This window comes from Yinghuangia seranimata, from assembly GCF_029953285.1.
GTDB lineage: Bacteria > Actinomycetota > Actinomycetes > Streptomycetales > Streptomycetaceae > Yinghuangia > Yinghuangia seranimata.
Genome location: NZ_JASAOI010000044.1, coordinates 1 through 19,834 on the forward strand (window position 1 = coordinate 1; position 19,834 = coordinate 19,834).

Genomic DNA, 19,834 nt, shown 5'->3' on the forward strand with positions numbered 1-19,834 from the left:
CCCCCCCCACCCCCCCCCCCCCCCCCCCCCCCCCCCCCCCCCGCCCCCCCCCCCCCCCCCCGGGGGCCCCCCCCCCCCCCGGGGGGCCCCCCCTTCGGCGCTCCCACGGCCCGGTGGGAGACGCGTCGTGTCTCGCGCTGAGGCCCCCTCAGGCAGCGAGTCGGACGCGAGGCCGGTGCGGTGCGATCATCCGGCCGTCCGGGAGAAGCTCCCCGGTGTCGTCGAACAGGACCACGCCGTTGCACAGCAGGCTCCACCCCTGCTCGGGGTGTGACGCGATCACATGCGCAGCCTCCCGGTCAGGACTGTCCGCCGGAGGGCATTGCGGTTGGTGCTGGCACATCCTCGTACCTTCTCGGTGTCTTCGCGACGGGGTCGCGAGGGGCCGGGCGGCAGCCGACCGGCCCGGTGGTGGTCGGGCACTTTCGACGTCGACACGACCTGACTCGTGTCATGTCCCAGTCTCCGCCCGCGCACCGACGAGCGCAGGGAATTACGCACTTCTCACCCGACCGCGCCATGGCGTTTACACCGGGAGGGTCATCACCAACAGGGGCGAAGTGGTCGGTGCGGGGGAGCCCCCGGAGGGCTCGAGGGTCACGCCGATGCGCGACGCGTCACCGAGCCCCGGGGCGTACAAACGGTTGGCGCCACCCGAGCCCAACAGCCCTGCCGAACGCGCCCCCGAGTCCGCCATGAACCACACCTGGTAGACGTGGCCGGGAGCAGCCTGCGGGAGGCCGTCGGCGAGCACCACCGCCCCGTTCGCGCCGCGTGACGCGACCACCGTCGCGTGCGCGTCGCCGGGACCGCCCGCCGTCACACTCCGGGCGTCGGCCGCGGTCACCACAGCGGCGATCCGGTCGGCACGGGTGTCCTGATCATGCGCGCTCGCCAGCATGACGCCGAGCACCACGGCCACCACGAACATCGCCGCGGCCGCCAGCCACGGAAGCCGCGTCGCGGCGGAGAACCCGCGCACCGAACGCGACGGCACAGGCCGCGGCGGCACCTGCCGCACCGAGCCGATCTCGGCCAACACCCGTTCCCGCAACCGGTCAGGCGGCGGAACCGACGTCGCCGCCGCGAGCCGGGCCGCGGTCTCGCGCAGCTCGCGCACCTCGTCACGGCAGGCCTGGCACACCTCCAGGTGACGCTCGACCAGCTCGCGCTCCCGGTCGTCCAACGCGTCCACCGCGTAAGCACCCGCCAGCGCGTGGACGTCCTCGCCGTCGCCGCGGCGCACCGGATTCAGGGGGTGGTTCATGTCAAGGTCACCCCCAGACAGTCGCGCATGCGTATGAGCCCGTCGCGCAGCCGGGTCTTCACCGTGCCCAGCGGCACGTCCAGCAACTCGGCGACCTCACGGTACGTGTAACCGCCGTAGTAGGCGAGGGTGATGGACTCCCGTTGCAGTTCCGTCAACGAGGCCAGACAACGCCGCACCTGCTCGCGCTCGAGCCGGGCCTCGACCTCCTCGGCCACCTCGTCGTACGCCGGCACCTCGGCCCGCCGCCCGACCCGCTCCTCACGATCCGCCGCGGACTGCGCCGACCTGACCCGGTCCACGGCCCGCCGGTGCGCCATCGTGCAGACCCAGGCATGCGCACCCCCGCGCCCGGGGTCGTACCGCGACGCCGTCCGCCACACCTCGACCAGCACCTCCTGCGCGACCTCCTCCGACTGCGCCGGATCGCGCACCACCCTGCGCACGACACCGAGCACCACCGGCGAGACCCGCACGTACACCGCCTCGAACGCGGCCGTGTCCCCTCGCGCGACGAGCGCTAAGAGCCCCTCCAGCGACTCGTCGGCCGAGGGTTCGGGTTCGGGCTGCCCTCTGCCCCCGCGGATCGCCCGCATCACGAGCCCTCCCTCCGACGAGGCTCACCGACACGACCAGTTCGCCACCGACCCCAGGACGGATTGGTGGCTGGTGACGCGAGTGTGACGCGAAGACCCCTGAATGAGGGAGTTCTGGTGATTCGCATACGTGACGGCAAAGTGATGGGGGGTCGAGGCCGTGCCCCCGACCGAGTCAGGCAGACGCGCTCCCACGCTGGAACAAGCCCCGGCAGCGCAACGAACCCCAGCAACAAAACCCGCCCGGAACCCCAAGCGAAACCGCAGCCCGGCGGCGCGGCGCCAGGAGCGGTGAAGCAGCACCGCAAAACGAAGCAACACCGCAGCCCGGCGGCGCGGCGCCAGGAGCGGTGAAGCAGCACCGCAAAACGAAGCAACACCGCAGCCCGGCAGGGAAACCAAAACAAGTGCGTCCACACCCCGCGCCCCTCCCGCCAGGTGCGAGGTGGTTCAGCGCGGACGGCCCGCGGGTCAAGCCGCAACAGGACAAGGCCAACAGAACCAACGCTGCCAGTATCGGCTTGAGGCGCGGGCCGTCCGCGCGGAAAATCCAAGAGCGGGAGGGGCGCCAGGCCTACACCGCAAGCCAGGTCAGGAACAGCGCAGGTCAAGGACCCCGCCCCCCAGGCGTCAGGCCACCGAAAGCGAACCAGGCCAGGAACGGGGCAGAACCTAGGGCTGCACGAGAAGCTGCCGCCCCCGAGCCGCCAAACTCTGCGTCAACTCCGCCGCCGGATACGCCCGCAACGCCTGAACCCCGGGAGGCGCCGGAGCCAACGGCACCAGGAGATCCTGTCGTCCCGAAAGCCCGGCGAGATCAGCGAGCCACAGAGCAACCGTGTACAGCCCCGGGATGTGCAACAGCCGCAGCTCGTAGTACCCCCGCTCGATCTGCGGAAGCCCCCTGATACTCGCCACCGCGGCATCCGTGCACGTCGTGAACGGGCCTTCCGTGAACCGGGCGACAGGCCGCCCCGTCCCGACGTCGGCGACCTCGACCGCGCCGACCGTGTGACCCGCGTCGTGCACCAACCACCGCCAGCCGACCGGCCGAGCCGCGTCGACCCCGCGGGCGAGGTCAGCCAGATCGATCTCGAACATCCGGTGCGGACACACGGCGGTGAAGCGCCCGCCACGCAGGACCGAGCCCGCCGCGATGGTGGCGCGCAGGACCTCCGGCGGCACGGCGGGGTCGAAGCCGGAGGGTGGGAGCGCGTCCGGGACGTCGGGCTCGCCGGGCTCGGCGGAGTCTTGCGCGGGGGTCGCACGCCGCCGCGGCGTGTCGAGCACCTCGCGTACCGCCTCCCGGGCGTGCTCCGGGGTTTCGGGCACACGCAGGACCATGAGACCGCCTCATTTCTGATGCAGCGTCTGGGGGGTACGCCTCTGGGCGTGGTTCGGGAAAAACCGCTGTGCCGGTCCGGGCCTGCCGGGTGCTGCGCCGCGCATGCAGGTACCGGCCCTACAAGCCGGTCAGCGCATTGTACTTGAATGGCTGCGAAAAGTAACGAACTGTGCGCGGTCACTTGTCGGGTGTCGCCTGCTAGTCGACCGAATGTACGGTTTGCGTCGGCCGGCCCACGGCGAAGCGAAACGGGGGGCGTGCACAGGCGTGCAGCCAGGGCGCACGCCTAGGCCGAACACGCGCCAGGCGTCATTCAAGCCAGGAACCCCGCAAGCACATCATCCAGACTCGCCAACCCCGCGATCGTCCCGTCCGCATCCTGCACGACCGCCAGGTGCGTCCGCCCGGCCCGCATGCGCGCCAGCAGCGTGGACAGCGTCGCATCGGGCCGCACCGCCAACAGCGGGTAGACCGGCACCGCGTCGCCCGCCCCGCGGTCAAGCGTGTCGTGCACATGCACGTAGCCGGTGACCCGCCCGTCGTCCACGACGGGGAACCGGGACCGACCCGTCTCGACGGACGCGTGTTCGAGCGCCTCCCCGGTCACCGGCGACGCCAGCGTCAACACCTCGATCCACGGCCGCATCACCTGTTCGGCGGTACGCGACTGCAGCGTGAGCGCCGCCTCGAGGCGGCCGTGCCCGCGCTTGTCGAGCAGGTCGTGCTCGCGGGACTCGGCGAGCACCGCGGGCAGTTCCTCGACCGTGTACACCCGCCGCACCTCATCAACCGGGTCGATCCGCACCAGCCGCAGGCACAGGTTCGCGACATGCCCGAGGATCCACAGCACCGGCGCGGTGACCCGGGAGAACACCCACAGCGGCGGGGTCAGCCACATCGCGCACTCCTCGGGCCCGGCGAGCGCGATGTTCTTGGGCACCATCTCGCCGAGCACCATGTGGCAGAACACGACGATCGCAAGCCCGACCGCGAACGCCAGCGGCCGCACCGCCCCGTGCGGAATCCCGGCGGCCCGCGCCGGCCCTTCGAGCAGGTGCTCGACGGCGGGTTCCGCGACCGCACCGAGCGCGAGCGACGCGACGGTGATGCCGAGCTGCGCGCCGGCCAGCATGACGGACAGCTGCTCCATGCCGCGCAGCACGATCCGCGCCCGCCGCGAGCCCTCCTCGGCGCGCGGTTCGATGCGGGTGCGCCGAGCGGAGATCAACGCGAACTCGGCCCCGACGAACAAGGCGTTGGCCATCAGAAGAAAAACGGCAAACACCAGCGACCCGATCACAAAGCGCCCCCCACCCGGCCGCGAAAAGCCTCGTCGGGCGCGACCACGACGCCGAAAGCCGGCGACCCGATCACGGAGCATCCCCGGCCCGCCTCGCAGGGCACGAGGAGGCCGCAGAAGGCCGGCACACCGATCACGGAGCATCCCCGGCCCGCCTCGTAGGGCACGAGCAGGCCGCAGAAGGCCGGCACGCCGATCACGGCCCTTCCCCCGTCCCACCAGCCCCCTCGTCGGGAATCCGTGCGATCTCGACCTCGTCGACCCGCAGCCGATCCATGGCCGTCACCGTCAGCCGACGCCCCTCCACGTCGACCCACTCGCCGACCTTCGGCATGTGCCCCAGCCGCGCCAGCACCAGCCCCGCCAGCGTGCTGTAGTCGCCTTCCGGCATGCGCCAGCCGGTGGCCTCCTCGGCCTCGTCGGCCCGCAGCAGGCCGGAGACGCGCAGCGGCGCGGCCGAGTCGCGCCCCGGTACGACCAACGGCGCGTCGGGCTCGTCTATCGGGTCGTGCTCGTCGGCCAGGTCACCGACCAGCTCCTCGGCGAGGTCCTCGGCGGTGATGACCCCGGCAGTGCCGCCGTACTCGTCCACCACGACCGCGAGTTGGGTGTGCGCCTCGCGCAGGCGTTCGACGACGACGTCGAGGTTCAGGGACGTCGGCACCAGCACAGCCGGCCGCGCGATCGTCCGCACCGGTGTCGTGGCGCGCACCGCGGCCGGCACCGGGAAGGCGTCGTGCACCACAGCCACGCTTGTGATGTCGTCCAGCGTCTCGCCGCGCAGCGGGAACCGGCTGTGCCCGCTGTCGCGCGCCGCCGCCATCAGGTCGGACACGGTCGCGGTCGCCGCCAGCGACACGACGTCGATGCGCGGCGTCATGGCCTCGTCGGCCTGCTTCTCGGCGAACCGCAGCGCCCGGTGCAGGACGCGCGCGGTGCCCGCCGGGAGCGCCCCCTCGTGTGCGGAGTGGCGTACGAGCTGCGCGAGTTCCTCGGCGGAGCGGGCCGACCCGAGCTCCTGCTGCGGCTCGATGCCCAGGCGCCGGACGAAAAAGTTCGCGGACCCGTTCAGGAAGGTGATCATCGGCCGGAACGCCGTCGTGAAGCCCGTCTGGAACGGCGCCACGACCCGCGCCACGTCGAGCGGCCGGGCGATCGAGGCGTTCTTCGGCACCAGCTCGCCGAGCACCATCTGCACCGCCGCGGCGAGGACGAGTGCGAGCGGCGCGGTCAGCGCGTCGGCGAGCGACCCGCTGACGCCCGGGATCGCGTCGATCACCGGGTCGATGACGCGCGACAGCGCCGGTTCGGCGAGGTAGCCCGCGACCAGCGAGGTGATGGTGATGCCGAGCTGCGCGCCGGACAGCTGGAAAGACAGCGTCCGCAGCGCCTTGCGGATCCGCCCGGCGCCCCGGTCGCCGGCCTGCGCGCGCTCCTCGACCGCGCTCCGCTCGACCGTGATGAGCGAGAACTCCGCGGCGACGAACATGCCGTTCGCGGCGATCAGCAGCAGGAGCAGCAGCAACGGCCACGCGACGTCGATCGCGGTCTCCTCGGTCCGCCCGCGGCCGGAGCCCGGCTCGCGGCCGCCTGAGTCGCGCGGTCGCACCGGCTCCGGACGATGCCCGCATCGGGCACCGTCCGGTCAGATTACGTCGCTTTCCGGGCGCTGTCCGCCGCGCCACGCCACGCGGTCGCCCCGCGGGCGTTCGGCCGAACGGCGGACCCGACCTCAGCCCGCCGCCCCCACCGGCACGGTGAACTGGTACCCCTCGGCCTGCAGCTTCGGTATCAGCTTGTGCAGCAGGTCGATCGTCATGGCGCGGTCGCCGCCGCCGTCGTGCATGAGGATGACGCCGCCGGGGCCGAGCTGCTTGTCGACGGTCTCGAGGATCTTGTCGATGCCCGGCTTCTTCCAGTCCAGCGTGTCGACCGTCCAGCCGAGCGACCGCATGCCGAGCGACGCCGCGATCTGCTTGACCTCAGGCGACCAGTTGCCGCCGGGCGCGCGGTACCACGGCACCGGGGCGCCGGGCGCGGCCGCCGTGATGGCGTCGAGCGCGTGCTGCATCTCGGCGCGGATCTGGTCGGGCGACTTCTTCGCGAGCTGCTCGTCGTGGGTCATGGTGTGGTTGCACAGGGTGTGGCCCTCGGCGACGACCGCCTTCACCAGGCTGGGCAGCGCCTTGGCCTGGTTGCCCACTATGCAGAACGTCGCCTTGATGTCGTACTGCTTCAGGACCTCGAGGATCTGCGTGGTGTACGTGTTCCACGGCCCGTCGTCGAACGTCAGCGCGACCCACTTGCCCGGGTCGGTGCGGCCGGCCTTCGACTGGAGGATCGCCGGGACCTGGCCGGGCGGCGTCGTGCCGGGGGCTCCGGTGGTACCCGCGGCCGGCACCACGGCGCCGGGCTGTTCGGGCGACTGGGTGCCCTGCTTTCCGTCGAACGGGGCCTCGTCGTGGCTCGGTTGGCCGGCGTCGTCCTGCTGCCCGGTGCGGGTTTCGGCCGCCTGGGCGCTGCCCGTCACGGGATTCGCGCTCGCCGTCCAGACGAGGAAGCCGCACAGGAACACGGCCAACGCCGCGACTGCGGCCTGGAACGATGCGCTGCGCACGGGAAGGACCGGCACGCTGAACCCCCTGGTGGTGCGTGGACTTCGGGCGAGCGTAGTCCCGGCTTCCGGGTGGCCCGATGTCAGGGGTGACGCGGCGCATGCTCGTACGGTTCCCTGGAGTGCGGGCGGTGGCCGAGGCGGTGGGGCGCCGAGTCACTGCGGCCCGTCCGCGACGCCGGTCTTCAGCGGAACAGGGGGACGCCGATGGGGGAGAAGGTCGACCAGGTCGAGTTCACGAGGTCCGACCGGCAGCGCTACCGGCACAAACTGCGCCGCTGCCTCGCGACCCTCGAACGCCTCGTGGAGCTAGGGAGGTTCGAGAGTCCGCGCAAGCTGATGGGTGTCGAGATCGAGCTGAACCTGACCGACGCCGACGGCCTGCCCTGCATGGTCAACGACGCCGTCCTCGACAGCATCGCGAGCCCCGACTTCCAGACCGAGCTGGGCCAGTTCAACATCGAGGTCAACATTCCGCCGCACCGGCTCGCCGGGCCGGTGTTCTCCGAACTCGCCGAGGAGCTGCGGACCAGCCTCGACTACGCCGACCGCAAGGCCGCCGACTCCGGCGCGCGCATCGTCATGATCGGCATCCTCCCGACCCTGACCGACGCGCACATGGTGCTGGAGAACCTGTCCCACAATCCGCGCTACACACTGCTCAACGACCAGATCCTGATGGCCCGCGGCGAGGACATCAGGCTCCAGATCGAGGGCGTCGAACGCCTCGACACCACCTCCACCACCATCGCGCCCGAGGCCGCGTGCACGTCCGTGCAACTGCACCTCCAGGTCACCCCCGACAACTTCGCCGCCGCGTGGAACGCCGCGCAGTCCGTGTCCGGCGTGCAGGTCGCGCTCGGCGCCAACTCGGCGTTCCTGTTCGGCCGCGAACTGTGGCGCGAGACCCGGCCGATCCTCTTCGAGCAGTCCTGCGACACGCGCCCCGAGGAGCTCATCGCGCAGGGCGTCCGCCCGCTCACCTGGTTCGGCGAGCGGTGGATCGACTCCGTCGTCGACCTGTTCACCGAGAACGTCCGCTACTTCCCCTCGCTCCTGCCGATCTGCGACGACGAGGACCCGGTCGAGGCGCTCGACCGGGGCGACGTACCGCACCTGCGCGAACTCAAGCTGCACAACGGCACGATCTACCGCTGGAACCGCCCGGTGTACGACGTCGCCCGCGGCAAGCCGCACCTGCGCGTCGAGAACCGCGTGCTGCCGGCCGGCCCGACGGTCGCCGACATCATCGCCAACTCGGCGTTCTACTACGGCGTGCTGCGCTCGCTCGTCGAGGACGAGACACCGGTGTGGCGGCGCATGCCGTTCGAGCAGGCCGCCGAGAACTTCCACACCGGTGCCCGGCTCGGCATCGAGGCGCCCATCGGCTGGCCGGGGTTCGGCCGGGTGCCGGTGACGGAGCTGGTGCTGCGCGAACTGCTGCCGCGCGCGTACCGCGGCCTCGACGCGTGGGGCATCGACCCGCGTGAACGCGACGAGTACCTGGGCATCATCGAGCAGCGCTGCCTGCGGCGTACCAACGGCGCGGCCTGGCAGAGCGCGATGTTCCACCACGCCCGCGACCGGATGGGCCTGGACCGGCTCGGCGCGCTGCGCGCCATGACGCTGCGGTACGCCGAGCACATGCGCGACGGCGAGCCGGTGCACACGTGGCCGGTCGGCTGAGCCGGCCGTGCCGGTCACAGCACGCCGTGGTCCTTGAGCACCCGCCTCGCCTGGGCGAGCAGCATGCCGACGTTGACGTTCTTGCGGCACACCACGACCGCCACGACGTCGTCGGCGCTGGCCACCCGCAGGAACAGGTGAGCCAGGTTGTCGCTGTTGACCAGGATCTCCTGGAAGTAGTGCTTGTCGCTGACGACGCCCCGGCGTTCCTTGAAGATGTTCTCGATCAGGACCACGTTGCGCCCCTGGAACAGGTCGGCGGTGGCCGCCGCCAGCATGTCCAGTACCTCCGGCGGGTGCGAGTCGACGGTCTCGACGGCCATCAGCATGCCGGTCGTCATGTCGATGACGCCGGCCGCGAGGCATTCGGGCACCTCCGAGCGCAGCGATTTCACCAGCGCCACCACACGGTCGGACAAGGACAGATGCTGGTCCGAGGACCGCGAAACGCTCATAGTGCTCCTCTCCGGGGAATCCCGCCGGTCCGCGGACCGGCGGTCAAAGGACTTCCATAAACGCGCCAGTCGGCCGCGCTTTTTGCGATCGCTCATGAACCGACCCGGACCGCGGATTTCCGGATCTGCTCGATCTGTGTTTCGTTCAGGCCCAACCGGTCGCGGAGAAACCGTTCCGGCAGCACCGGAATTCGCGCCCCCGCGCGCGGCGGGGCCAGCACCGCGTTGATCCCGCTCGCGCCGCGCCGCCGCCGCGGCAGCGGCTCGGCCGCCGCGTCCGACGTCCGCGCGACGTAGCCGTCGGCGAGCAGCCGGCACAGGCCGACCGTGACCGCGTACAGGCTCAGGCCCACCCGGAACGCGATGTCGCGCGCCGTGCTGCGGCCGTCCACGTGCGCGAGGATCTCCCGCCGCGGATCCGCGGGGCCCGCGCCGTACGGCACCACCTCGGCCCGCACCAGCCGGTCCGCGAACGGCGCCACCCGCCGCGGCTGCGCCTCGACCGCGCGCAGCCGCCGCTCGGTCTCGCCCAGCAGCCAGTCGCGGTCCAGGCCCTCGGCCACCGCGAGCCGCCTGGCCTCGGCGTCGTCGAGCGCGTCGGCCGGCCCGTCGACCCCGCCGTCCGCCGGATCGCCCATCGCGATGGCGAACGCCGCGTCCAACGCCGCCGCACGGCAGACCAGATGCAGTTCGCGCGCACCGATCAGCGCGCGGTCCACGAGCAGCCCGCCGACGCAGCCGGACGCGTCCCCCGCCTGGCACACCGCCGCCCACTCCCCGGCCCCGATCCGGCCCGAACGCACCAGGATCGTGGCCGCGTCCGGCGCGCCACCCGACGCCACCGCCGTCACGCGCCCGGCGGTGATCCGGACCACGCCGCCGGGTTCGCCGGGAACCGCCAGCGCACCGGAGAAGCCCGCCTCGGGAGGCGGCGCGAGCAGCCGCACGAGACGCCGGTACGCGGCCCGCTCCGGAGCGACCTGCGGATTTCGCGTGGCCGTGGTACCGGAAATCGACATGGGCATCCCTGTGGACAGCCGACAGCACAAACGGGGTGAAGGAAAACCGAACTGACGTGCCAAGAACGGGTTGATGGACATCAAAGCCCCGGGCGTCGCCAATCGTCAAGCGGGACAAGGAATTTCGCGAAAGCGCCGAATCGGCGCCGCATTTTAGTGCGATGCGTCGAAGGCGCCGGGGAATTCGGAATTTCCGGGACGGCGACGCCATCGGCCGGTGCCGCGCACGCCCGCAACGGTTGCCCGCGACGGGCGTGGGGGCGGGCGGCGCCGGGCCGCGGGCGCCGTGTACCCGGTCCTTATCTCGTGCGCCGCTACCCTGTCCCGGTGATCACGGAAGACCCCTCCGAGCGGGCCGCGCCCGCGCTCCCGCCGCGCCGCAGGATCCTGCGCGACGAGGTGCTGCTGGTGCTCGCGCTGTCGCTGGGCGCGTCCGCCGTGTCCGCGATGATCTCGTTCATCGGCTCGATCACCCGGCCGGGCGGCCTGGCGCACCAGGCCGCGGTGCTCAACCGCTCGGCGGCGCCCGGGCGGCCGTGGCTGGACCTGGCGTGGCAGCTGTTCGGCATCGCCACCGCGCTGGTGCCGGTCTTCCTCGTCGCGCACTTCCTGATGCGCGACGGCGAGTCGATGCGCACGCTCGGCGTCGACACGAAGCACCGCTGGACGGACCTCGGCCGCGGCGCGGCCGTCGCCGCGGTCATCGGCGGCACGGGGCTCGGGCTCTACCTCGCGGCGCGCGGCGCGGGCGCGAACCTGACCGTCGTGCCGACCACGCTGCCGGACGTGTGGTGGCGCATCCCTGTGCTGGTGCTCTCCGCGTTCCAGAACGCGGCTCTGGAGGAAGTCGTCGTCCTCGGCTACCTGATGCACCGGCTGAAAGGCTTCGGCTGGTCGTTCCCCGCGGCGGTGGCGGCCAGTTCGGTGCTGCGCGGGTCGTACCACCTGTACCAGGGGATCGGCGGGTTCTTCGGCAACCTGGCGATGGGCGTGGTCTTCTGCCTACTGTACCGGCGGTGGGGCCGGGTCATGCCGCTGCTCGTCGCGCACGCGCTGATCGACACCGTGGCGTTCGTCGGGTACGTGCTGCTGGCCGGCAAGGTCGGGTGGCTGCCGACGCCGTGACGGGCGCCGGCCGGCGCGTCAGTCGTCGGTGCCGGTGTCGATGAGGCCGGCCAGCGCGTACGTCGGCGAGCGGTCCAGGTTGTGCCGCGCCCGGTCGTAGCGGCGCGTGGTACGGCTGTCGGCGTGCCCCAGCAGGTCCTGCACGTCGCGCAACGAGGCGCCCGCGTCCAGCGCGAGCGTCGCGCACGCGTGGCGCAGGTCGTGCGGGTGCAGGGTGTCCGCCAGGTGCGGAACCGCGGTGGCGGCGAGGGCGCGCAGCAGCCGCCACACGCCCTGCCGGTCGAGCGGCCGCCCGGTCGCGGTCGCCACCAGTGGCCCGGAGTCGCGCCCCGCGAGATAGGCGTCGATCAGTTCGCCCGCGCGCGGCGGCACCACCATGCGCTGCCGCTTGCCGCCCTTGCGGGTCACCGTCAGCACCCGGTGCCCGCGCTCCCAGCCGAGGTCGCCGACCTCCGCGTGGCACAGCTCGGACACGCGCAGGCCGCAGAACAGCAGCAGGTTCGCGACCACGGCGGCACGCGGCGAATGCGCTTCGGCGGCGGCCAGCAGCCGGCCCGCCTCGGTCTTGGACAGGCCGGTCGACTGCACGTTCTCGCCGACCTTGGGGCGCCGCACCCGGGCCGCCGGGTTGCGGTCGATCGCGCCCTCGTCGACGGCGTACGCGTAGAACCCGGAGACCGCCGAGAGCCGGCGCACCACCGTGGACGGGGCGGCGCCGGAGCGGGTCAGGTGCTCGACGTACGCGTCCACGTGCACGCGCCGTGCCGCGAGCACGCCGACCTCCATCCGGTCGCACCATGCGCCGTAGTCCGCGAGGTCGCGGGTGTACGCGGCGCGCGTGTTGCCGGAGTGCGACAGCAGGAAGCCGACGGCCAGGCGCTGGGCGGTGTCGCCCTCGGCCGCGAGCGCGAGCAGGCCCGCCTGCGCGGGGAGTTGCGCGGGGAGCCGGGTGACGGGTTCGCCGGCCGTGGGGACGGGGGAGTGCGCCGCGGGCTCCGCCCCGCTCACGTCGCCGAGCCCCGCGGGGATCGCTGACGTGTCGTCAAGGTCCGGGCCTGCTACGGGGATCGGGGTGGGCTCGGAGGCGGGCACGCGGGGCAGACTCCTGGAATCCTCGGTACGGAACGAGATGATGTGCTCACGGTACCGGTCGCGCGCGGCCGGACCGGCGTGTCGGTGTCCGGCGGAACGGCTGTGTTGGGGGTGCCAATGGTGGCGGGCGGAATCCGCGAACGACTGCGGCTGCGCAGGGAGGCCGCCGAGGCGGACGCGCCGCCGCGCGCCAGGCCCGGGCTGGTCGCGCCGGTGCTGCTGGCGCTGTTCTTCGTGCTGGTCGTGATCATCGTCGTCAAGATCGGCGGCGGCGAGGACAAGAAGTCGGGCAGCGCCGAGAACGTCGGCGGCTCGGGCGACACCGACGCGTCGGCGAGCGCGTCCGCGAGCCCCGAGGGGCCGCCGGTCGCCCCGCCCGGCTCGATTGAGGGCGCCGTGAAGTCGCGCGTGGCACTGGCCGTCTACAAGCAGCCCGAGGCGCGCGGCAAGACGGTGCTGAGCGCCGACCACGGCGTCAAGGTCATGGTGGTCTGCCACATCGACGGGCAGACCCAGTACACGCAGGGACGGCCGGACCCGACCTGGGCGCGGATCATCGTCTCGGGCAAGCAGGGCTACGTGCCGGTGGGCCAGTTGGAGACGGGCGGGGTGGTGCGGCAACAGGTGCCGGCCTGCGGGTGACGGGACGGGTCGGCGGGGGCGGGCGCCGGCACGGGCCCGGTGCGGGCGGGTGACGTGCCGTTACGCGTCTGGCCTCGCGCGGCGGGTCTGTTCGGGATGCCTCACGCCCACCACAGGGCGCGCGCGTTGCCGCCCAGCACCGCGGCGCGCGCGGCCGCGCCCCGGCGGCGGACCGCGTGCTCGGCGAGCGCGACCTTGCCCGCGTAGTCCGGCGTGCGGGTCTGCGGATGGTCGGAGCCCCACAGCAGGCGCTCGTCGCCGAACGCCTCCGCCAGCGTGTCGACGACGTCGGCCGGGTCGTCGGGCGCGCACGTCGCGAACAGATGTGTGCTGATCTTCACGCGTACGCCCGGCAGTTCGGCGAGCGCCAGCACCGGCGCGAGCCCGGCGGGGCCGGCGGTCGGGTCGGGGAAGCCCGCGTGGTCGAGGGCGACGTCCAGCGTCGGACGCTCCGCGAGCAGCGGGGCGAATGTGGGCAGGTGACAGGCGAACGTGGTCAGCACGAGGGTGACGCGGGCCTCGGCGGCGACGTCCAGCAGCCGGCCGGTGTGCGGCGCGTGGAACCACTCGGGCACCGGCCTGCCGGGACCGCCGGAGACGGCGAACAACCGTACCCCGCACACCGCGTCGCGCGCGGGATGGTCGGCGAGCAAGGCCGCGAGCCGCTCCGGCCCCGCCGGATCGGTCGGGTCGACGGCGACCACGGCACGGGTCCGGCCGGGGTGCGCTGCCGCGGCGTCGAGGACGTAGCGGCAGTCGTAGCCGTACGCCCCGACGCCCTGCACGAGGACGCACGAGCCCACACCGGCCGCCGCCTGCACGGCCAGCACGTGCTCGGCGGTGGCGCTGCCGTCGGACCAGTAGTCGGCGCCGTCGCCGGTCCCGCCGGTCCGGGGGTAGCGGACGGTGTCGGGCGAGACGACGTGGACGTGGGTGTCGACGAGGGGGTTCGGGTCGGTCACGCCGCGACGGTACCGCTGAACTGACGCAGTGTCAGGCGTGGGCGTGGCGGGTCAGCCCGCCAGCTCGCCCTTCAGCACCGTGACGGCGAGGCCGAGCAGCAGCACCCGGTCGCCGCGCAGCTCCACCCCGACGGCCCCGCCGCGCTCCGACGCCTGGAAGCCGGTCAGCGCGGTACGGCCCACGCGCGGGGCCCAGTACGGGCCGAGCGCACAGTGCACCGAACCGGTGACGGGGTCCTCGTCGATGCCGGCCGCGGGCGCGAACACCCGCGAAACGAAGTCGATCCCGGGGGTGTCTCCGGGCGCGGTGACCGCGATGAGGCGGTACGGGAACGCGGCCAGGGCACCCAGCGCCGGCGTCAGCTTGCGCACTTCATCCGCGGTCGCGACCTCGACGATCAGATCCGTGCTGCCGACGACGGCGGCCAGCAGCGGCACGCCGAGCGCGTCGGCGAGGCCCTCCGGGACCTCGACGGGCTCCGGGTTCCAGACGGGGAAGTCGAGGCCGATCGCGCCGTCCGGGTGCCGCGTGGCGACCAGCACCCCGCTACGCGTCCAGAACCGCACCTCGCGCTCGGCGAGGCCCTCGGTGAACAGGACGTGCGCCGAAGCGAGCGTGGCGTGCCCGCACAGGTCGACCTCGACGCTCGGCGTGAACCATCGCAGATCCCAGTCGGCGTCGGGCCGCGCACTGGGCGCGAGGAACGCCGTCTCGGAATGCCGCAGCTCCGTGGCGACCGCCTGCATCCAGTCCGCGTCGGCGGCATGGTCGGCATCGGGCAGGCACACACCGGCGGGGTTTCCGGCGAACGGGGCGTCGGTGAAGGCATCGACGACATAGGCGCGCATACACGCCACCCTAGGCGGCCGGAGCGCGGCGGCGCGTCTCAATTCCACCTCAGTTGCGTCTGGTGCAAGTTTCCCGTGCACAACTTGCAATGGAGATCAAGTCTCCCGACCCCTACCGTTGAACCGTCCGGACGACGACGAAGCGGCGCCGGGCCCGGTGTGGTGTGCACGACCCCCCGGGCCCGCCGCGCGCCGCACCGCCCGAATCCCTCTTCGAGGTGCCTTTCCGTGGAACAGCCCACGCCGCCGCGCTCGCGCGCGGTTCTGCCGGTCACGTGCGCCTGCGTGCTGCTCGTGATGATCATGGTGGCGGCCATCAACCTCGCCATCCCCAAGCTCGCCGCGTCCGATCTGCACCCCAGTGCGTCGCAACTGCTCTGGATCGTCGACGCCTATGTCATCGTCTTCGCCGGCCTGCTCATCCCCGCCGGAGCCGCCGGGGACCGGTTCGGGCGGAAGGGGGCGCTGCTCACCGGGCTCGGCCTGTTCTCGGCCGGGGCCACCGTCTGTGCGCTCGCCACGTCCGTCCCCGTCCTGCTCGCCGGGCGTGCCGTCACCGGGGCCGGGGCCGCGCTCGTCATGCCCGCGACGCTTTCGATCCTCATCCACAGCACCGCGCCGGAGCGCCGGCCCCAGGCCATCACCACCTGGACCCTCGCCACCGGTCTCGGCGGCCTGCTCGGCAACGGCCTCGGTGCGCCGATCCTCGAATACCTGCCCTGGCAGGGCCTGTTCGCCGTGCTCGCGCCGGTCGGTGCGGTGCTGCTCCTGCTGTCCGCGGTGCTGCTGCCGAAGGTTCCGCGCAACCCCGCCTCGCTCGACCCCGTCGGATCGGCGCTGCTCATCGCGGGGTTCCTCGCCGTGCTCTACGGCATCATCGAAGGCCCCGACCAGGGCTGGTCCTCCGCCCGCGTGCTCGGCGGCTTCGGCGTCGGCCTGCTCCTGCTCGCCGCGTTCGTCGGCTACGCGCTGCGCGCCAAGCAACCCCTCCTGGACCCCCGGCTGTTCCTGCGCCCGGGGCTCCGGGCCGGGGTGCTCGGCATCCTGGTGGCCTTCGTCGGCCTGTTCTCGCTCTTCTACGTCAACGCCCAGTACCTGCAGTACGCGAAGGGCTTCAGCGTCCTGACCACCGGCTTCGCGATCCTGCCGCTCGGTGTCGGCATGGTGGTCGGATCGCGGGCCAGTGCGAAGCTGGTCGTCCGGTTCGGCAACCGCCCCGTGATCGTCGGCGGCATGCTGCTGATCACGCTCGGCCTGTTCACGCTGTCGTTCCTGACGAAGGACACGCCGTACCCGCTGTACCTGGTCTGCGTCACCTGCAACTCGCTCGGCTTCGGCCTGGTCGGACCGGCGATGTCGACCGCGGTCTTCGCCGCGCTGCCCGCCGACCGCGCCGGGCTCGGTTCCGGACTCAACGGCGCCGCCCGCGAGTTCGGCAGCGCCCTCGGCGTCGCGATCTACGGCACGCTGCTGAGCACGTCGTTCGACGCGAACCTGCCGGACGCGCTCGGCCACGCCCGCACCATCGGCGAGGCCGTCGGCCGTGCCCCGTCGCTCGGCCCCGGCGGGCACGCCGCCGTCCTGGACGCGTTCACCGACGCCATGTCGACCGCGTTCCGCGGAGTCGCCCTCGTCATGCTCGCCGCCACCGCGCTCGTCGCGCTGTGGTCGCGGGAGCGCCCCGACCCGGCGGCGGCTTCCGACGCGCCGGCGAAGGCGTACGCGGGCGCGTCCGGCCGGTCATGACCCGACCGGTCCGGAGGCCGTCGGTCCTTCCGCGACGGCCTCCGCGACCGCGTCCCGCACCAGCGCGCGCAGCCAGGCGTGCGCGCCGTCCGCGTCATGCCGCGGATGCCACACCTGGACGACGCTCAGCGGGTCCAGGTCCAACGGGATCGGGAACGTCCGCAGGCCCAGGGCGCGCACCGAAGGCGCGGACATCGCCTCGGTGGTCATGCCCACCGCGTCCGACAGCAGCAGCATGTACAGCGACGAGGCGTACGACGGCACCGTGCCGACCACCCGGCGGCGCAGCCCCAGCCGGGCCAGCGCGTCGTCGATCGGCCCGGTCGTGCGGCCCCGCCGCGACGCGATCAGGTGGTCCGCGTCGGCGAACCGCTCGGGCGTGACGGTGCCGCGGGTCAGCGGATGGCCCGCGCGCACCACGCCCACGAAGCGGTCGACGGCGAGGACCTCGGAGCGGGCCTCCGGCTCGACGTCCCGGGGCGAACCCACGAGCAGGTCGGCCGCGCCCTCGCGCAGGACGGGCGTGTCGGTGCGCTCCTCCGGGAGGAACCGCACCGTCACGTAGGGCGCCTCGGCGCGGATCCGGGCGAAGACCCGCTGTCCGATCGCCGCGACCAGGCCGTCGTTGATGATCACCGAGAACGTCCGCCGCAGCGTCGCAGGATCCGGCCGCTCGACCGGGCCCAGCAGCTGTCGCGCCTGCTCCACCAGCGCCCGCACCTCGGCGCGCATCGCCAGCGCGCGCGGCGTCGGCACCATCGACCGGCCGGCCCGCACCAGGATCGGGTCGCCGGTCGCCTTCCGGATCCGGCCCAGCGTGCGGCTCATCGCCGGCTCGGACAGGTGCAGGCGCGCGGCCGCGCCGCCCACGCTCTCCTCGTCGAGGAGGACGTCCAGGGCCACCAGCAGGTTGAGGTCCAGCCGAGCATGCATGCCCCGCAGTATCTCGGCTGCGGCCCCGCGGCGCCGGATGGCAAGATCACCGCATGACGAGCCACGACCCCGCGCACGTCGCCCGTCCCGACGCCGCGACCCCGGCCGACGGACTGCCGCCGCAGCTGGTCCCCGAACACCCCTTCCCCCCGGTGCCCGACACGGTGACCGGGCTCGGCCTGGTGCTGCGCCCGTGGACCGAGGACGACATCCCGGCCATGATCGCCGTCCTGGACAACCCCGAGGTCGGGCGGTGGACGCGCATACCCGCGCCGTTCGGCCCGCTCGACGCCGAAGCGCGGCTCGCCCGCGGCACGTACGGCCACGAGATCGGCGAGCGCATCATCTTCGCGGTCACCGAGGACGGCGTCACGCCGGTCGGCGAGGTGCTGGCCTTCCACGAGCGGTCCGGCCGCGAACGCGGCGTGGAACTCGGCTACAGCGTCGCGCCGCACGCGCGCGGCCGCGGTCTCGCGTCGCGCTCGGTGCGGGTGATGACCGCGCACGCGTACGACGTGCTGAAGGCGGAGCGGGTGGTGCTCGTCATCTCCCAGGGCAACGAGGCCAGCGAGGGCGTCGCGCGGGCCACCGGCTTCGTACTCGACGAGGCCGCCGAGCCGGTGGAGGTGCACGCCAACGGCTTCGACCACGTCGCCCGCACCTGGGTGCACCGGCGCGGCTGACCCCCCGCGGGGGACGGCGGTCTTGATCCTTGCGCGCGGATCCGCTCTGCTGGGCGTCCGCGACGCGAGGAGGAGCGCATGGGCCAGGACCCGACCGGCGCCGGTGAACTGCGGGAGACCGTCGACTACATCGGCGTCACGCGGTTGCAGGCGGCGTACGCCGACGCGGTCAGCCGCCGCGCGTGGCCGGAGTTCGCCGAGATCTTCGAGCCGGACGCGGAGGTCGTCGTGGACACCGGTGTCGGCGACCCTCTGCGGCTGACCGGTCCCGACGGCGTCTCCGGGTTCATCGCGGGCGCGATCGAACGGTTCGAGTTCTTCCAGTTCGTGCCGCTCAACACGCGCGTGACCACGGCCGTGGGCGGCGACCCGGACGCCGCCGAGGGCCGGCTGTACATCTGCGAGTTGCGGCAGGACCGCGAAAGCGGCCGCTGGACCAACGCGTTCGGGGTCTACCACGACCGCTACCGGCGCACCGGCGGCGTATGGCGGTTCCGGCACCGCCGCTACCAGTCGCTCGCGCGGACGACGGGCCGGGCCGAGGTGTTCACGTTCCCGTACCACCTCGTTCCGGGGTCCCTCGGCGCCGTCCCCATGGATTGACGACCCGTCAGGTATTGCGTTCGCCGAGCCGACGGCACATGATCCGGGCACGGCGTCCGGGCCCGAACCCGGACGCGGCGACGGACACGGCGGCGAAGGCGGGCGGGCGATGGCGGGACGGTTCGACGGCAAGCGGGTCCTGGTCACCGGAGCGTCGTCCGGCATCGGCGCGGCGACCGCGCTGGCGTTCGCGCGCGAGGGCGCCACGGTCGGCGTCGCGGCGCGGCGCGCGGACCGGCTCGCCGAGGTGCTGGCCGGCTGCCGCGAGCACGCGCCCGCGTCCGTCGCGCTGCCCGTCGACCTCGCCGACCTGGACGGCGTCGAGGGGTTCGCGGAGACCGCCGTCAAGGAACTCGGCGGCGTCGACGTCCTCGTCAACAACGCCGGCATCCCCAAGCGCCGGCGCGCCGCCAAGCTCACCCCCGCCGACCTGCACGAGGTCATGGCGGTCAACTTCGAGGCCCCGGTGCGGCTGACCGCCGCCCTGCTGCCCGGCATACTGGAGCGCGGCCACGGCCACGTGGTCAACGTGTCGTCCATGGGCGTGCACATGTTCAGCATGGGCGCGGGCGCCTACGCCGCCTCCAAGGCCGCCGTCGAACTGTGGACCGAGGCGCTGTACTTGGAGCTCGCCGGCACCGGCGTGGCCGCGCACCTGCTGGTGCCGGGCACCACCGACACCGAGTTCAGCCGGCCGCGCGACGACAACGACCCGCCGTTCCCGGTCGCGCCGGGCTCGGCGGCGAGTCCCGACGAGGTCGCCGCCGCGCTGCTCGACTGCCTGGGCACCGACGTGTTCGTCACCTACGCCACCGCCCGCGACGCGGCCACCGCCGCCGCGAAGAACGCCGACCCGAACGGCTTCCTCGCCGCGTTCCTCGAGCGCCTGCGCGGTTGACCCGGGGAACGCAGCCCGA

At 73.1% G+C, this 19,834-nt stretch carries 21 protein-coding genes; 7 read left to right on the plus strand and 14 right to left on the minus strand.

The features are described 5' to 3' along the window. Positions 1–148: 148 nt before the first annotated feature. The 8 genes from QI554_RS26635 to QI554_RS26670 form a co-directional block, all read right to left on the minus strand. A complete protein-coding gene (locus QI554_RS26635; protein WP_281473065.1) occupies positions 149–343 on the minus strand; it encodes a DUF5999 family protein in 195 nt (64 codons plus the stop codon). A gap of 183 nt (positions 344–526) precedes the next feature. After that, positions 527–1,267: an anti-sigma factor gene (locus QI554_RS26640; protein WP_281473066.1), complete on the minus strand. Its 741-nt coding sequence runs from the start codon at positions 1,265–1,267 to the stop codon at positions 527–529. Beyond that, a complete protein-coding gene (sigK, locus tag QI554_RS26645) occupies positions 1,264–1,863 on the minus strand; it encodes an ECF RNA polymerase sigma factor SigK (protein ID WP_281473068.1) in 600 nt (199 codons plus the stop codon). Before sigK ends, QI554_RS26640 begins: the two co-directional genes overlap by 4 nt. Positions 1,864–2,535: 672 nt before the next feature. Further along, on the minus strand, positions 2,536–3,207 hold the full coding sequence (locus QI554_RS26650) for a hypothetical protein (RefSeq protein ID WP_281473070.1): 672 nt from the start codon (positions 3,205–3,207) through the stop codon (positions 2,536–2,538). A 314-nt stretch (positions 3,208–3,521) separates the two neighbouring features. After that, complete coding sequence (locus QI554_RS26655) at positions 3,522–4,589, minus strand: hemolysin family protein (protein ID WP_281473072.1); 1,068 nt, start codon at positions 4,587–4,589, stop codon at positions 3,522–3,524. Further along, entirely contained in the window at positions 4,505–4,708 is a 204-nt protein-coding gene (locus tag QI554_RS26660; protein WP_281473268.1) for a hypothetical protein, read from the minus strand. Before QI554_RS26660 ends, QI554_RS26655 begins: the two co-directional genes overlap by 85 nt. Continuing rightward, positions 4,705–6,117: a hemolysin family protein gene (locus QI554_RS26665; protein ID WP_281473073.1), complete on the minus strand. Its 1,413-nt coding sequence runs from the start codon at positions 6,115–6,117 to the stop codon at positions 4,705–4,707. The genes QI554_RS26660 and QI554_RS26665 overlap by 4 nt, the downstream gene beginning before the upstream one ends. A 123-nt stretch (positions 6,118–6,240) precedes the next feature. After that, positions 6,241–7,125: a polysaccharide deacetylase family protein gene (locus QI554_RS26670; RefSeq protein ID WP_281473074.1), complete on the minus strand. Its 885-nt coding sequence runs from the start codon at positions 7,123–7,125 to the stop codon at positions 6,241–6,243. 204 nt (positions 7,126–7,329) lie between these two features. Between QI554_RS26670 and QI554_RS26675 the strand changes: the two genes are divergently transcribed. Beyond that, complete coding sequence (locus QI554_RS26675) at positions 7,330–8,808, plus strand: glutamate-cysteine ligase family protein (protein WP_281473076.1); 1,479 nt, start codon at positions 7,330–7,332, stop codon at positions 8,806–8,808. A 14-nt stretch (positions 8,809–8,822) separates the two neighbouring features. Here QI554_RS26675 and QI554_RS26680 read toward each other — a convergent pair whose 3' ends face one another. Together QI554_RS26680 and QI554_RS26685 are read right to left on the minus strand one after the other, a co-directional pair. Next, positions 8,823–9,263: a hypothetical protein gene (locus QI554_RS26680; protein ID WP_281473078.1), complete on the minus strand. Its 441-nt coding sequence runs from the start codon at positions 9,261–9,263 to the stop codon at positions 8,823–8,825. A 92-nt stretch (positions 9,264–9,355) separates the two neighbouring features. Next, entirely contained in the window at positions 9,356–10,282 is a 927-nt protein-coding gene (locus QI554_RS26685; RefSeq protein ID WP_281473079.1) for a hypothetical protein, read from the minus strand. Between the two features lie 327 nt (positions 10,283–10,609). Here QI554_RS26685 and QI554_RS26690 point away from each other — a divergent pair, with 327 nt between their 5' ends. Beyond that, entirely contained in the window at positions 10,610–11,407 is a 798-nt protein-coding gene (locus QI554_RS26690) for a CPBP family intramembrane glutamic endopeptidase (protein ID WP_425528061.1), read from the plus strand. 18 nt (positions 11,408–11,425) lie between these two features. Here the strand turns inward: QI554_RS26690 and QI554_RS26695 are convergent, their stop codons facing one another. Further along, entirely contained in the window at positions 11,426–12,499 is a 1,074-nt protein-coding gene (locus QI554_RS26695) for a tyrosine-type recombinase/integrase (RefSeq protein ID WP_281473081.1), read from the minus strand. Positions 12,500–12,541: 42 nt separating this feature from the next. Between QI554_RS26695 and QI554_RS26700 the strand changes: the two genes are divergently transcribed. Further along, positions 12,542–13,141 carry a hypothetical protein gene (locus QI554_RS26700; protein ID WP_281473083.1) on the plus strand — a complete coding sequence of 200 codons (600 nt, stop codon included), beginning with the start codon at positions 12,542–12,544 and terminating at the stop codon, positions 13,139–13,141. Positions 13,142–13,242: 101 nt separating this feature from the next. Here QI554_RS26700 and QI554_RS26705 read toward each other — a convergent pair whose 3' ends face one another. After that, on the minus strand, positions 13,243–14,103 hold the full coding sequence (locus QI554_RS26705) for an amidohydrolase family protein (RefSeq protein WP_281473085.1): 861 nt from the start codon (positions 14,101–14,103) through the stop codon (positions 13,243–13,245). Positions 14,104–14,154: 51 nt separating this feature from the next. After that, positions 14,155–14,952: a PhzF family phenazine biosynthesis protein gene (locus tag QI554_RS26710; protein ID WP_281473087.1), complete on the minus strand. Its 798-nt coding sequence runs from the start codon at positions 14,950–14,952 to the stop codon at positions 14,155–14,157. Positions 14,953–15,180: 228 nt separating this feature from the next. Here QI554_RS26710 and QI554_RS26715 point away from each other — a divergent pair, with 228 nt between their 5' ends. Continuing rightward, complete coding sequence (locus QI554_RS26715) at positions 15,181–16,698, plus strand: MFS transporter (RefSeq protein ID WP_281473089.1); 1,518 nt, start codon at positions 15,181–15,183, stop codon at positions 16,696–16,698. Here QI554_RS26715 and QI554_RS26720 read toward each other — a convergent pair. Further along, positions 16,693–17,631, minus strand: coding sequence for a LysR family transcriptional regulator (locus tag QI554_RS26720; protein WP_281473091.1), 939 nt, complete (start codon positions 17,629–17,631; stop codon positions 16,693–16,695). The genes QI554_RS26715 and QI554_RS26720 overlap by 6 nt on opposite strands. A gap of 53 nt (positions 17,632–17,684) precedes the next feature. Between QI554_RS26720 and QI554_RS26725 the strand changes: the two genes are divergently transcribed. The 3 genes from QI554_RS26725 (at position 17,685) to QI554_RS26735 (ending at position 19,815) form a co-directional block, all read left to right on the plus strand. After that, positions 17,685–18,314, plus strand: a complete 630-nt coding sequence (locus QI554_RS26725; protein WP_281473094.1) for a GNAT family N-acetyltransferase — start codon at positions 17,685–17,687, stop codon at positions 18,312–18,314. Positions 18,315–18,392: 78 nt separating this feature from the next. Continuing rightward, complete coding sequence (locus QI554_RS26730) at positions 18,393–18,917, plus strand: nuclear transport factor 2 family protein (RefSeq protein WP_281473096.1); 525 nt, start codon at positions 18,393–18,395, stop codon at positions 18,915–18,917. A gap of 109 nt (positions 18,918–19,026) precedes the next feature. Then, on the plus strand, positions 19,027–19,815 hold the full coding sequence (locus QI554_RS26735) for an SDR family NAD(P)-dependent oxidoreductase (protein ID WP_281473098.1): 789 nt from the start codon (positions 19,027–19,029) through the stop codon (positions 19,813–19,815). The last annotated feature ends 19 nt before the right edge of the window (positions 19,816–19,834 follow it).

Coding starts and splice junctions, on each gene's coding strand:
- QI554_RS26635 (WP_281473065.1), bottom strand. CDS start 343: ATGTGCCAGCACCAACCGCAATGCCCTCCGGCGGACAGTCCTGACCGG.
- QI554_RS26640 (WP_281473066.1), bottom strand. CDS start 1,267: ATGAACCACCCCCTGAATCCGGTGCGCCGCGGCGACGGCGAGGACGTC.
- sigK (WP_281473068.1), bottom strand. CDS start 1,863: ATGCGGGCGATCCGCGGGGGCAGAGGGCAGCCCGAACCCGAACCCTCG.
- QI554_RS26650 (WP_281473070.1), bottom strand. CDS start 3,207: ATGGTCCTGCGTGTGCCCGAAACCCCGGAGCACGCCCGGGAGGCGGTA.
- QI554_RS26655 (WP_281473072.1), bottom strand. CDS start 4,589: ATGCTCCGTGATCGGGTCGCCGGCTTTCGGCGTCGTGGTCGCGCCCGA.
- QI554_RS26675 (WP_281473076.1), top strand. CDS start 7,330: ATGGGGGAGAAGGTCGACCAGGTCGAGTTCACGAGGTCCGACCGGCAG.
- QI554_RS26680 (WP_281473078.1), bottom strand. CDS start 9,263: ATGAGCGTTTCGCGGTCCTCGGACCAGCATCTGTCCTTGTCCGACCGT.
- QI554_RS26685 (WP_281473079.1), bottom strand. CDS start 10,282: ATGTCGATTTCCGGTACCACGGCCACGCGAAATCCGCAGGTCGCTCCG.
- QI554_RS26710 (WP_281473087.1), bottom strand. CDS start 14,952: ATGCGCGCCTATGTCGTCGATGCCTTCACCGACGCCCCGTTCGCCGGA.
- QI554_RS26720 (WP_281473091.1), bottom strand. CDS start 17,631: ATGCATGCTCGGCTGGACCTCAACCTGCTGGTGGCCCTGGACGTCCTC.
- QI554_RS26725 (WP_281473094.1), top strand. CDS start 17,685: ATGACGAGCCACGACCCCGCGCACGTCGCCCGTCCCGACGCCGCGACC.
- QI554_RS26730 (WP_281473096.1), top strand. CDS start 18,393: ATGGGCCAGGACCCGACCGGCGCCGGTGAACTGCGGGAGACCGTCGAC.
- QI554_RS26735 (WP_281473098.1), top strand. CDS start 19,027: ATGGCGGGACGGTTCGACGGCAAGCGGGTCCTGGTCACCGGAGCGTCG.